General features: G+C 62.2%; 12 protein-coding genes. 8 read left to right on the top strand and 4 right to left on the bottom strand.

The window, feature by feature from the left end; translation table 11 throughout:
* Positions 1-5 precede the first annotated feature (5 nt).
* Both EN885_RS15405 and sufA read left to right on the top strand, forming a co-directional pair.
* Positions 6-398, top strand: coding sequence for an SUF system Fe-S cluster assembly protein (locus EN885_RS15405; RefSeq protein ID WP_128242100.1), 393 nt, complete (start codon positions 6-8; stop codon positions 396-398).
* Between the two features lie 92 nt (positions 399-490).
* Positions 491-871, top strand: coding sequence for a Fe-S cluster assembly scaffold SufA (gene sufA, locus EN885_RS15400; protein ID WP_128242099.1), 381 nt, complete (start codon positions 491-493; stop codon positions 869-871).
* A 9-nt stretch (positions 872-880) separates the two neighbouring features.
* On the opposite strand, the gene EN885_RS15395 is transcribed toward sufA, so the two are convergent.
* Entirely contained in the window at positions 881-1,378 is a 498-nt protein-coding gene (locus EN885_RS15395) for a GFA family protein (protein ID WP_128242098.1), read from the bottom strand.
* A gap of 90 nt (positions 1,379-1,468) precedes the next feature.
* Here EN885_RS15395 and EN885_RS15390 point away from each other — a divergent pair, with 90 nt between their 5' ends.
* The gene (locus EN885_RS15390) at positions 1,469-1,792 is read left to right on the top strand and encodes a TfoX/Sxy family protein (RefSeq protein ID WP_128242097.1); all 324 of its coding nucleotides are present in this window, start codon (positions 1,469-1,471) and stop codon (positions 1,790-1,792) included.
* A 24-nt stretch (positions 1,793-1,816) separates the two neighbouring features.
* Here the strand turns inward: EN885_RS15390 and EN885_RS15385 are convergent, their stop codons facing one another.
* On the bottom strand, positions 1,817-2,749 hold the full coding sequence (locus EN885_RS15385; protein WP_128242096.1) for a carbohydrate kinase family protein: 933 nt from the start codon (positions 2,747-2,749) through the stop codon (positions 1,817-1,819).
* Positions 2,750-3,022: 273 nt separating this feature from the next.
* Here EN885_RS15385 and recA point away from each other — a divergent pair, with 273 nt between their 5' ends.
* The 3 genes from recA (at position 3,023) to EN885_RS15370 (ending at position 7,894) form a co-directional block, all read left to right on the top strand.
* Complete coding sequence (gene recA / locus EN885_RS15380; protein ID WP_008875470.1) at positions 3,023-4,120, top strand: recombinase RecA; 1,098 nt, start codon at positions 3,023-3,025, stop codon at positions 4,118-4,120.
* A gap of 268 nt (positions 4,121-4,388) precedes the next feature.
* On the top strand, positions 4,389-7,055 hold the full coding sequence (gene alaS, locus EN885_RS15375; protein ID WP_128242095.1) for an alanine--tRNA ligase: 2,667 nt from the start codon (positions 4,389-4,391) through the stop codon (positions 7,053-7,055).
* Positions 7,056-7,114: 59 nt separating this feature from the next.
* Complete coding sequence (locus EN885_RS15370) at positions 7,115-7,894, top strand: PhzF family phenazine biosynthesis protein (protein WP_095489596.1); 780 nt, start codon at positions 7,115-7,117, stop codon at positions 7,892-7,894.
* 28 nt (positions 7,895-7,922) lie between these two features.
* Here EN885_RS15370 and EN885_RS15365 read toward each other — a convergent pair whose 3' ends face one another.
* Together EN885_RS15365 and EN885_RS15360 are read right to left on the bottom strand one after the other, a co-directional pair.
* Positions 7,923-8,549 carry a glutathione S-transferase family protein gene (locus EN885_RS15365; protein ID WP_126106830.1) on the bottom strand — a complete coding sequence of 209 codons (627 nt, stop codon included), beginning with the start codon at positions 8,547-8,549 and terminating at the stop codon, positions 7,923-7,925.
* Positions 8,550-8,561: 12 nt separating this feature from the next.
* Positions 8,562-9,773: an NADP-dependent isocitrate dehydrogenase gene (locus tag EN885_RS15360; RefSeq protein ID WP_128242094.1), complete on the bottom strand. Its 1,212-nt coding sequence runs from the start codon at positions 9,771-9,773 to the stop codon at positions 8,562-8,564.
* Positions 9,774-9,992: 219 nt separating this feature from the next.
* Here EN885_RS15360 and EN885_RS15355 point away from each other — a divergent pair, with 219 nt between their 5' ends.
* Both EN885_RS15355 and murI read left to right on the top strand, forming a co-directional pair.
* Positions 9,993-10,838, top strand: coding sequence for an RNA methyltransferase (locus tag EN885_RS15355; protein WP_128242093.1), 846 nt, complete (start codon positions 9,993-9,995; stop codon positions 10,836-10,838).
* Between the two features lie 169 nt (positions 10,839-11,007).
* A complete protein-coding gene (murI, locus tag EN885_RS15350) occupies positions 11,008-11,820 on the top strand; it encodes a glutamate racemase (protein ID WP_128242092.1) in 813 nt (270 codons plus the stop codon).
* Positions 11,821-11,868: the final 48 nt, after the last annotated feature.

Raw genomic sequence — 11,868 nt, 5'->3', positions numbered from 1 at the left:
CGATCATGGATGATGCAGGCCGCACCGCTGAGACCACTTCGGAAACGACTGCCAACGGTCTGGTTTCCGCCTCGGCCATTCCCGCCGACGAGTTGGCGCGGCTGACCGACGACATCGTCTCGGCGCTGAAGACAGTCTACGATCCGGAAATCCCGGCCGACATCTACGAGCTTGGCCTCGTCTACAAGATCGACATCGAGGACGACCGCTCGGTCAAGATCGACATGACGCTGACCGCGCCGGGCTGCCCGGTGGCCGGCGAAATGCCCGGCTGGGTGGAAAATGCCGTGGGCGCCGTCGAAGGCGTTTCCGGCGTTGAGGTCAACATGACCTTCGATCCGCCCTGGTCGCCCGACCGCATGTCGGAAGAGGCGCAGGTCGCGGTGGGCTGGTATTGACGGGTGCACTTGCACCAAGCAGAAAATTTCACCATTTTAGGTGAGGAATCATTCGGCAGGCCTTGAACCTGCGCGCAATGGAGAAAGAAAAGATGGGACGCTTTGCCGTCATCGCGATGACCGAAAAGGCTGCCGACCGGGTTCGCGAAATCGTTGCGACTCGTGAGAATGCGCATGGCATTCGCCTTGGCATCAAGAAGGGCGGCTGCGCCGGCATGGAATATACGGTCGACCTGGTGACCGAGCCCAACACCAAGGACGATCATATCGAGCGCGACGGCGCCCACGTCTATGTCGCGCCCGAGGCAGCGCTTTTCCTGTTTGGCACCGAGATGGATTTCGAGCAGACGACGCTGCGCACCGGCTTCACCTTCCGCAACCCGAACCAGAGTTCGGCCTGCGGCTGCGGCGAATCGGTTGAGCTCAAGCCGGCCGATCTGAAGGCACTGGCCGAGGCGCGCGCGTCGGCCTGAGCGGGCTCCTCAGTCCACCCACATTCCCGTTCGTTTGTGCCATCCGGCGATCGATTCTTCCGGATAGACATCGAAAACCCTGTCACCCTTGCCGATCTCGGGCTCGACCCAGTTCGCCTTGTATTTCAGCATGAGATGCACCTTTTCAGGCGGTTTCGGCAGGTCTGTGTCGATCGCCGAAGCGAAGGGATGGACCAGCTCCGGCCAGGTCGGATCGTAGAGCCATAGCGCCGATCCGCATTTCCGGCAGAAATTCCGCTCGCCTGACGAGATCTCGCATTGCGGATGCTCATCGTCCTCGATTTCGGCTTGATAGACACCAATGTTGCGCTTGCCCTTGATTTTCAGCGTATCGAAATCGGCGCCGAGATTGATGGCAAAGCCACCGCCGCCCTGCTGCTTGCGACAGATCGAGCAGTAGCACAGCATGAACGGCACCGGCGTGTGGCTTTCGACCTCGAAGCGGACAGCATTGCACCGGCAGGACCCTTTGAGCAAAAGCGGCATGAAAAAACTCCGACGAAATTGGTTTCAACTTGTCAGGATGGTGCCGGTTGCGGCGATGACAAGGGGAAATCCCGATGACATGATCGCGGCATGGACAATGAACGCATCGCCGAACTTTTCGAAGGCCTCGGCCCGGTCAGCATCCGCAAGCTGTTCGGCGGTAAGGGCATCTACTTCGACGGCGTCATCGTCGCCATCGTCCTTCGCGGGGAATTGTTGTTGAAGGCGGACGCGCAAAGCGCGCCCGAATTTGAAGCGGCCGGCTGCCGGCAATGGACCTATACCGGCTCGCGGCACGGTAAGCTGGTGTCCATGCCGTATTGGAGCATTCCCGACAGTGCTTTCGATGATCCGGACGAGATGGCGGTCTGGGCGCGCCGGGCCTATGAGGCTGGGCTGCGGGCCGGCAAGTAGGCTGCCTCTCCGCTGGTCGTCATCTCATGCCAGGTTCTGCACCTCGGGCACAAGGGCCAGCGCCTCGGCAAAACTCGCCGCCGTGAAGGCCGGCACAAGCTCGGCACCTTCGCTGGCAAGCATCGCTGCGGCAACGCCTTCGCGCAGCGCCGCGCGCAGCGTCAGGCCGCGCTGCAGGGCGGCGACCGTCGCGCCCGCTAGCGCATCGGCGGCGCTGTCCGAGACCTTTCTTGGCGGCAGGATCGAGAAGGCGCCGGCCCCGTCGAAACCCAGCACCGGACCGTCATCCGCGATTACCACGCCGCTTTTGAGGCCCGCACGCCTCAGGCCGGCGGCGATGTCTTGCTCCGCAGCACCGATACCGACATCGGCGAGTGCGATGGCCTCGTGCCGGTTCATGAAGAGCAGCGCCAGACTGCCGAGCACCGGCGCGAGCCGCACCGCCTTGGCCGGTGAGACGGCGAGGGCGAAGACCGGCTTGCCGGCGGCAAGCGCTACCAGCCGCTCCAGCGCCGTCGACGGCAGGTTTGCGTCGCACAGGACCGCATCGGCAGTGCTGATCGCCTCACGTACCTTGGCGCGGCGGATCTGCTTGGGAAGCGCCAGATCATAGAGCGTCATGTCGGCAAGGCCGACGATCAGTGCGCCGTCGCTATCGACCAGCGTTGTGTTGCTGGGCGTCCTGCGATCAAGGAACACCACGGACAGATCGGCAATGCCGGCCGCAGCGATGGCGCGCGAGACCGTATCGGCCAGAACATCACCGCCGCGCACCGAAAGCAGCGAACCGGAGACGCCGCGGCGCACGGCGCAGCACAGCGCATTGAAGACGGCGCCGCCGACAGCCTCGCGCATCGTGCCGGGATTCGACGCTGCCGGCACAAGGGCGCCCGACACCTGGCCGCGCCGATCTATATAGGCGGCGCCTACGGCCAGGATTGTCGGCGACTTCATCATGCCGGCGAGGAGACCTTTGCTGTTGCCGGGTGGAGACTAGGTTGTCCGGCGGAACCCGGCAACCGGAGGCGCGATTCGGAAGATGCCGGCACGATCCTGCGGGAGACGCGGGATACATCTTGGCGTGAAAGCGCGAAACAAAAAAAGAACAAATACGGATACTTTTTGTTTTTCAATGGTTTGTTCCCCTTGCCAGATGAGAACAAAAAAGGTACAAATTAATAAGGATTACGGATTGTCCGGCCTTCATTGACGACCAAGGGGTGATGTATCATGGCTCAGAATTCTTTGCGGCTTGTAGAGGACAAAGCAGTGGATAAATCAAAGGCTCTGGATGCGGCGCTGTCGCAAATCGAGCGTGCCTTCGGCAAGGGCTCGATCATGCGGCTCGGCGCAAACGAGCAGGTCGTCGAGATCGAAACCGTGCCGACCGGGTCGCTTGGCCTCGACATCGCGCTTGGCGTCGGCGGCCTTCCACGCGGCCGCATCGTTGAGATCTACGGGCCGGAAAGCTCGGGCAAGACGACGCTGGCGCTGCACACGGTGGCCGAAGCCCAGAAGAAGGGCGGCATCTGCGCCTTCGTCGATGCCGAGCACGCGCTTGATCCGGTCTATGCCCGCAAGCTCGGCGTCGATCTCGAAAACCTGCTGATTTCGCAGCCCGATACCGGCGAGCAGGCGCTGGAGATCTGCGACACGCTGGTGCGTTCCGGAGCAATTGACGTGCTGGTGGTCGATTCGGTCGCGGCGCTGACGCCGCGCGCCGAAATCGAGGGTGAGATGGGCGATTCGCTGCCCGGCCTGCAGGCCCGCCTGATGAGCCAGGCGCTGCGCAAGCTGACCGCCTCGATCTCGCGCTCCAACACCATGGTCATCTTCATCAACCAGATCCGCATGAAGATCGGCGTCATGTTCGGTTCGCCCGAGACCACGACCGGCGGCAACGCGCTGAAATTTTACGCTTCGGTGCGCCTCGACATTCGTCGCATCGGCTCGGTCAAGGACCGCGATGAGGTTGTCGGCAACCAGACCCGCGTCAAGGTGGTCAAGAACAAGCTGGCTCCGCCCTTCAAGGTGGTCGAGTTCGACATCATGTATGGCGAGGGCGTATCCAAGACCGGCGAGCTGGTCGACCTCGGCGTCAAGGCAGGCGTGGTCGAAAAGTCGGGCGCCTGGTTCTCCTACAATTCGCAGCGTCTTGGCCAGGGCCGAGAGAACGCAAAACTGTTCCTGCGCGATAATCCTGACACGGCGCGTGAGATCGAACTGGCGCTGAGGCAGAATGCCGGGCTGATCGCCGAGAAATTCCTCGAAAATGGTGGTTCCGAAGGCGGAGACGATGGTTTCGAGGACGAAGCCGGCGCCATGTAAGGCTTCGGCGGTGGCCGGAGTTTGGCCATAATTCCCGCTCATCACCTCCAGTCTATGTAATCGAGTTCTGTATTGTTGCGTTTCGAACCGCCGGCCTTGCGCCGGCGGTTTGCGTTTCGGCGGTGGCGCCGAGATGACCGGCAAGCCCCGCAAATTGGCCCAATTCCGTGTTTCTGGACAGGGTGCAACGCGGCGGCTAAAAGGCCATGTCCATTTGCCGTCGGCCGGGCCGACGGCTCTCTCTAAAAGCTAAAAGGCAGTATTATTCATGAGTGGCGTGAACGAGATCCGGTCGACATTCCTCGACTATTTCCGCAAGGAGGGTCACGAGGTCGTCGCGTCGAGCCCGCTGGTGCCGCGCAACGATCCGACGCTGATGTTCACCAACGCCGGCATGGTGCAGTTCAAGAACGTTTTCACCGGTCTGGAAAAGCGGCCCTATTCGCGTGCCACGACCGCTCAAAAGAGTGTCCGCGCCGGCGGCAAGCACAACGACCTCGACAATGTCGGCTACACCGCGCGCCACCTGACTTTCTTCGAGATGCTCGGCAATTTTTCGTTCGGCGACTATTTCAAGGAACGCGCCATCGAGCTTGCCTGGAACTTGATCACGAAGGAGTTCGGGCTGAACAAGGACAAGCTGCTGGTCACCGTCTATCACACCGACGAGGAGGCCGCCGGCTACTGGAAGAAGATCGCCGGCTTTTCCGACGATCGCATCATCCGCATTCCGACCTCGGACAATTTCTGGGCGATGGGCGACACCGGACCTTGCGGGCCGTGCTCGGAGATCTTCATCGACCGTGGCGAGCATATCTGGGGCGGCCCTCCTGGCAGCCCCGAGGAAGACGGCGACCGTTTCCTCGAATTCTGGAACCTGGTGTTCATGCAGTATGAACAGGTGACGAAGGACGAGCGCATCGACCTGCCGCGCCCGTCGATCGACACAGGCATGGGCCTGGAGCGCATGGCCTCCATTCTGCAAGGGGTGGAGAGCGTCTTCGAAACCGACCTGTTCCGTCACCTGGTCGACGCTGCGTCGTCCGCGCTCGGCCGCGGTCCGGATGCGGACACCGTCGGATCGTTCCGCGTCATCGCCGACCATTTGCGTTCGTCCTGCTTCTTGGTGGCCGACGGCGTGCTGCCGTCCAATGAAGGCCGTGGCTATGTGCTTCGTCGCATCATGCGCCGCGCCATGCGCCATGCGCAGTTGCTCGGTGCCCGCGATCCGCTGATGTGGCGCCTGGTACCGGCACTGGTGCGCGAGATGGGCCAGGCCTACCCGGAACTGGTGCGCGGCGAACAGATGATCACCGAGACGCTGAAGCTTGAGGAAACCCGTTTCCGCACGACGCTGGTGCGCGGCTTGGGCCTGCTTTCGGAGGCGACGGACAAGCTCGGCGCCGGCGACATGCTGGATGGCGAGACGGCCTTCAAGCTCTACGACACCTATGGCTTTCCGCTCGATCTGACGCAGGACGCGCTGCGTCAGCGCAACATCTCGGTTGATCTTGCCGGCTTCACCAATGCGATGGAGCAGCAGAAGGCCGAGGCGCGCAAGAGCTGGGCTGGTTCCGGCGAGGCCGCGACCGAAACGGTGTGGTTCCCGGTGCGCGAAAAGAACGGCGCCACCGAGTTCCTCGGCTACGAGACCGAGCAGGCGGAGGGCCTCATCCAGGCGCTGGTCAGGGACGGCAAGACCGTCGACAGCGCCACCAAGGGCGACGCGGTTGCCGTGGTCGTCAACCAGACGCCGTTCTATGGCGAGTCCGGCGGCCAGATGGGCGATACCGGCCTCATTTCAGGCGAAGGGTTCTCGATCGAGATCTCCGATACGCAGAAGAAGGCCGATGGGCTGTTCGTGCATCTCGGCAAGGTGGTCAACGGCACGGTCAACACGGGCGCGACCGTCGAACTGAAGGTCGATCATGCGCGCCGCTCCAGGCTGCGCGCGAACCATTCCGCCACGCATCTGATCCATGAGGCGCTACGCGAGGTGCTGGGCACCCATGTCGCGCAGAAGGGCTCGCTGGTCGCGCCCGAGCGTCTGCGCTTCGACATCTCGCACAACAAGCCAATCTCGCCTGACGAACTCGAAGAGGTCGAGCGGATGGCGAACGAGATCGTCGTCCAGAACAGCCCGGTCACCACGCGGCTGATGTCGGTTGACGATGCCATTGCCGAAGGCGCCATGGCGCTGTTCGGCGAGAAGTATGGCGACGAAGTGCGCGTCGTTTCGATGGGAACGGGCTTGCATGGCGCCAAGGCCAACCGGCCCTATTCGGTCGAGCTCTGCGGCGGCACGCATGTCAGGGCGACCGGCGATATCGGTCTGGTGCGCGTCGTGTCGGACAGCGCTGTCGCCGCCGGCGTGCGCCGTATCGAGGCGTTGACCGGAGAGGCGGCCAGAAAGCATCTCGACGAGCAGGACAAACGGCTGAAGGCGGTCGCTGCCACGCTGAAGATTTCGCCGGCCGACGTGCCGGCCCGCGTCGAGGCGCTGCTCGATGAGCGCAAGAAGCTCGAAAAGGAACTGACCGAGGCGCGCAAGAAGCTGGCGCTGGGCGACCGCTCGCCATCCGGTGTGCCTGCGGAAAACGAAACCATTGCCGGTATCGGTTTCCTTGGCAAGGCGGTGTCCGGCGTCTCGCCAAAAGATTTGAAGCCGTTGGCCGATGCCGGCAAGAAGTCGCTCGGCTCCGGCATCGTGGTCTTCGTTGGCGCCGGCGAGGACAACAAGGCGAGCGTCGTGGTCGGTGTCACCGACGATCTGACCGCTCGCTTCAGCGCCGTCGATCTGGTGCGCGTGGCATCCGCTGCCTTGGGCGGGCAGGGCGGCGGCGGTCGGCCTGACATGGCCCAGGCCGGCGGCCCGGATGCCTCGAAAGCCGAGGAAGCGATTGCTGCGGTGAAGGCGGCGCTGGAAGCTGCGTGAATCCTCCACCAGTCAGGCGAGGCCGAAGTGGCAGCGGGGATGATGTGGCAACGTTGACCATGTATCAAGTCGACGCCTTTGCCGAACGGGCTTTCCAGGGCAACCCTGCTGCCGTTCTCATTTTGGCGGACTGGCTATCGGACGATGTGATGCAGGCCATCGCAAACGAGAACAATCTTGCTGAAACCGCGTTTGCGCGGCCGAATGGCGAGAGTTGGGATTTGCGCTGGTTCACGCCGGTTCATGAAGTCGACTTCTGTGGCCATGCTACTCTTGCGACCGCCCATGTATTGGCCGCGGAACACAATGTGCCTGGCGACATGGCCTTTGCCACGCGGGTGGGTGAGTTACGAGTTTCCCAGCGGGAAGGTACCTACCAGCTCGATCTGCCGTGTTTTCCGCCGCAGCCGCTCGGAGGGAAGTTAACGCTGGCGCTGCAAGAGATATTTCCCCTGCGTCCGGTTGCGAGCTTCCGCAATTTCGAAAACCTGTTTGTCGAGCTTGCCGACGAGGCTTCCGTACGGTCATTCGTTCCCGATCTGCTGAGGATCGGAACCCTTCATCCTCTTGGCCTGGTCATTACGGCGCCTGGGCGAGCCCATGATTTCGTCTCGCGTTATTTCGTGCCTGGGGCGGGCATTCCCGAGGACCCGGTGACTGGCTCCACTCATGCGACACTGGTGCCTTACTGGTCTGAAAAACTCGGCAAGACGCATCTGTCGGCATTCCAATGCTCGCGGCGCGGCGGGCATTTGCTGTGCGACCTGGCTGGAGATCGCGTGCTGATCATAGGTCGTGCGAAGACTTTCATGAAGGCGGAAATCTATCTTCCCGAATGAGCAGCTGCCATTCGGAGACCGCTTCGCCTCACCCGGCCTTTTCAGTACGGGCAAAACTCGGGCGCTCGGCGATGCGAACCCACCAGGCCTGGACATCGGCAAACTCGGCGAGCAGGTTCCGCCCTTCGGCGACCCTGATGAAATAGCCGATGATCGGCGCCGCATGCAGGTCGGCCAGCGTCAGTTCGCTTCCCATCAGCCATGGTCCCGGGGCTTTCAGGGAGGAGAGCGCCTGCAAAGTCGTGCGGGCCTTTAAAAGCCCGTCGGCGATCAGGGCTTCGTCGGGTGTTGTCTTCTCCAGCCGCTCGACGGCGACATCCCAGACCATAGCCCGATAGGCATAGGCGTCGAGCATGCCGATGATCTGGTTCATGGTCGCCCGACTGCGCGCCTCTTGCGGTTGCAGCGCCGGCCCGTCGAACGCCTCGTCGACATATCTGGCAATTGCGCTGGTCTCGCAAAGCCGAAACCCGTCATGCTCGAAGGCAGGGATGCGACCGAACGGGTGATGGCCGAAATACCAGCGGGGAATACCGTCCGCCGCGAAGACATCGACCGGCACAAGCTCATAGTCGATGCCCTTTTCCTCGAGCACGAGGCGGACGATGCGCACATAGACGCTGTAGTCCGCCCCGTAGAGGATCGGCTTGGTCATCTCGTTTGGCCGTCAGGCCATCGCCTTCTGCAGATTCTCATCGATCTTGTCGAGGAAACCGGTGGTCGAAAGCCATGGCTGGTCGGGGCCGATCAGCAGCGACAGGTCCTTGGTCATGAAGCCGGCCTCGACGGTCTGGATGCAGACCCTTTCGAGCGTCTCGGCAAAACGCTTCAACTCGGCGTTGTCGTCGAGCTTGGCGCGATGGGCGAGCCCGCGCGTCCAGGCGAAGATCGAGGCGATCGAATTGGTCGAGGTTTCCTCGCCCTTCTGATGCTGGCGATAGTGACGGGTGACGGTGCCATGTGCCGCCTCCGCCTCCACCGTCTTGCCGTCCGGCGTCATCAGCACCGAGGTCATCAGGCCTAGCGACCCAAAACCTTGCGCCACCGTGTCCGACTGCACGTCGCCATCGTAGTTCTTGCAGGCCCAGACATAGCCGCCCGACCATTTCAGGCTGGAGGCGACCATGTCGTCGATCAGCCGGTGCTCGTACCAGATCTTTTTCGCCTTGAATTCGGTCTCGAATTCAGCCTCGTAGACTTCCTGGAAAATGTCCTTGAAGCGGCCGTCATAGGCCTTGAGGATGGTGTTCTTGGTCGAGAGGTAGACCGGGTAGTTGCGCAGCAGGCCGTAATTCAGCGAGGCGCGGGCGAATTCCCGGATCGACTCGTCGAGATTGTACATGGCCATGGCGACGCCGGCGGCCGGCGCATCGAACACCTCATGCTCGATGACCTTGCCGTCCTCGCCGACGAACTTGATCGTCAGCTTGCCCTTGCCGGGAAAGCGGAAGTCGGTGGCACGGTACTGGTCGCCGAAGGCATGACGGCCCACTATGATCGGCTTGGTCCAGCCGGGCACCAGCCGCGGCACGTTCTGCATGATGATCGGCTCGCGAAAGATGGTGCCGCCGAGGATGTTGCGGATGGTGCCGTTCGGCGACTTCCACATCTTCTTCAGCTTGAATTCCTCGACACGCTGCTCGTCGGGCGTGATCGTTGCGCATTTCACGCCAACGCCATGTTTCTTGATGGCATTGGCCGAATCGATCGTCACCTGGTCGTTGGTGGCGTCGCGGTGCTCGACGCTGAGGTCGTAATATTCAAGCTTGAGGTCGAGATAGGGGTGAATCAGCTTATCCTTGATGAACTGCCAGATGATGCGGGTCATCTCGTCGCCGTCGAGTTCGACGACCGGGTTCGCCACCTTGATCTTCGCCATGGAAAGAATGCCTCATTGTTGGGGATCGGAACGGCCTTGCCCGCATGGCTTTCGGCCGGGGATGCGGCCCGTATATCAAAGCATTTTTGGCCGCGCAAACGGCGATCCGCGTGGCCTGGCTCGACTACCGCCATCGGCCTCTCCTTGTGAACGCTTCATTTTCGCGGCCGGATATGGCAGGGGACGCTGAAATGCCGCAAACAGCAGTTCATTGACATCATGCAAGCCAGTAACGACATCCCTCCTGCCGCAGGCCCGGCGATCATCCTCGTCGAGCCGCAGCTCGGCGAGAATATCGGCATGGTCGCGCGCGCCATGGCGAATTTTGGGCTTGCCGAACTGCGCCTCGTGAATCCGCGCGACGGCTGGCCAAGCGAGAAGGCGCGCGCTGCCGCGAGCCGCGCCGACCATGTCATCGATGCCGTCACGGTCTTTGACGATCTGGCCTCGGCGGTTGCCGACCTGAACTTCGTCTTCGCCACCACGGCGCGCGCGCGTGATAATTTCAAGCCGGTGCGCGGACCGGTCGAGGCGGGCAGGGCGCTGAGAGCGCGCCAGCAAGCCGGGCAGCGCACCGGCATCCTGTTCGGCCGCGAGCGGTTCGGGCTCTACAATGACGAGGTCGGCCTCGCCGACGAGATCGTCACCTTCCCGGTCGATCCCGCCTTCTCTTCGCTCAACATTGCCCAGGCGGCCCTGCTGATGTCCTATGAATGGATGAAGTCGGGCTTGGAAGATGAGACGAAAACCAATTTTTCCAGCCCTGACATGATGCCGGCGACCAAGGAACAGTTGCACGGCCTGTTCGCGTATCTGGAAGGCGCGCTCGAGGCGCGCGGCTATTTCCGTCCGGCGCCGAAGAAGCCGAAGATGGTCGACAATCTGCGCGCGGTGCTGACGCGTGGCGGCTTCGCCGAGCAGGAGCTCAAGGTGCTGCGCGGCATAATATCATCGCTGGACAGGTTTTCGCCGGCCATGCCGCGCGGCGACGGATCGCCGGGTGATGATCCAAGACGGCTTCCGGCAGCCGCGGCACGCGCCGCCAAGGCGGAAGACAACGACTAGGAACAAATCGTTGGGCCTACCACTGGTAACCGAATGTTATTTGGTGGGGTCCATCATTTCAAAATGATGGACCCTCGGATGTGCGACCATCTTCCTGCCGTGGTCCCAGCCTTCCCTCTGAGTCCCAGTCTTTTCTCGTAATCCCAGTCCTTTCTCCTAATCAATGACAATGACCAACCCTTCAAACGCCCGTCCAATCCTGATGTTCGATTCCGGCATCGGCGGCCTGACGGTGCTGCGCGAAGCGCGCGTGCTGATGCCCGACCGCCGCTTCGTCTATGTCGCCGACGACGCGGCTTTCCCTTATGGGGCTTGGGAGGAACCGGCGCTGAGGGCACATGTACTGGAGCTGTTCGGCAGGCTGCTCGCACGTTTTTCGCCAGCTATTTCGGTCATCGCCTGCAACACCGCCTCGACGCTGGTCATCGATGCGCTGCGCGAACGATTTCCCGGCCATCCTTTCGTCGGCACGGTGCCGGCGATCAAGCCGGCGGCGGAACGCACGCGCTCCGGACTTGTTTCGGTGCTGGCGACGCCCGGCACCGTCAAGCGCCAGTATACGCGCGACCTAATCAGCAAATGGGCCCAGAAATGCCATGTCCGCCTGGTTGGCAGCGACGGCCTGGCGGGACTGGCCGAGGTCTATATGCGCGAGGGCTTTGTCGACGAAGAGGCCGTGCGTGCTGAGATCGCACCGTGCTTCGTCGATCATGATGGACTGCGGACCGACATCGTCGTGCTTGCCTGCACCCATTATCCCTTTCTGGCCAACCGCATGCGCAAGACGGCACCTTGGCCGGTTGATTGGCTCGATCCAGCTGAAGCGATCGCGCGACGGGCGCTCTCGCTGCTCGTTGACATCGAGGGCAGGAATCGCGGCGACGCGCTGCCGGAAGGCGCCGATCTTGCTGTCTTCACCTCAAAGAGGGTTGATTTCCCGACTCGCCGCCTGATGCAGGGGTTTGGGCTGGCGATTTCCTGATATTTAGGAACATCATCCCGACCGATACGTTTTCTCCCATTGGCAACA

It is taken from the genome of Mesorhizobium sp. M6A.T.Cr.TU.014.01.1.1, from assembly GCF_004022765.1.
Classification (GTDB): domain Bacteria; phylum Pseudomonadota; class Alphaproteobacteria; order Rhizobiales; family Rhizobiaceae; genus Mesorhizobium; species Mesorhizobium mediterraneum.
The sequence above is the reverse complement of the archived record's forward strand: the minus strand, read 5'-3'. Positions and strand labels throughout refer to the sequence as shown.

Coding starts and splice junctions, on each gene's coding strand:
- EN885_RS15390 (WP_128242097.1), top strand. CDS start 1,469: ATGGACAATGAACGCATCGCCGAACTTTTCGAAGGCCTCGGCCCGGTC.
- EN885_RS15365 (WP_126106830.1), bottom strand. CDS start 8,549: ATGACCAAGCCGATCCTCTACGGGGCGGACTACAGCGTCTATGTGCGC.
- EN885_RS15405 (WP_128242100.1), top strand. CDS start 6: ATGGATGATGCAGGCCGCACCGCTGAGACCACTTCGGAAACGACTGCC.
- EN885_RS15395 (WP_128242098.1), bottom strand. CDS start 1,378: ATGCCGCTTTTGCTCAAAGGGTCCTGCCGGTGCAATGCTGTCCGCTTC.
- recA (WP_008875470.1), top strand. CDS start 3,023: ATGGCTCAGAATTCTTTGCGGCTTGTAGAGGACAAAGCAGTGGATAAA.
- murI (WP_128242092.1), top strand. CDS start 11,008: ATGACCAACCCTTCAAACGCCCGTCCAATCCTGATGTTCGATTCCGGC.
- EN885_RS15385 (WP_128242096.1), bottom strand. CDS start 2,749: ATGATGAAGTCGCCGACAATCCTGGCCGTAGGCGCCGCCTATATAGAT.
- EN885_RS15355 (WP_128242093.1), top strand. CDS start 9,993: ATGCAAGCCAGTAACGACATCCCTCCTGCCGCAGGCCCGGCGATCATC.
- EN885_RS15370 (WP_095489596.1), top strand. CDS start 7,115: ATGTATCAAGTCGACGCCTTTGCCGAACGGGCTTTCCAGGGCAACCCT.
- sufA (WP_128242099.1), top strand. CDS start 491: ATGGGACGCTTTGCCGTCATCGCGATGACCGAAAAGGCTGCCGACCGG.
- alaS (WP_128242095.1), top strand. CDS start 4,389: ATGAGTGGCGTGAACGAGATCCGGTCGACATTCCTCGACTATTTCCGC.
- EN885_RS15360 (WP_128242094.1), bottom strand. CDS start 9,773: ATGGCGAAGATCAAGGTGGCGAACCCGGTCGTCGAACTCGACGGCGAC.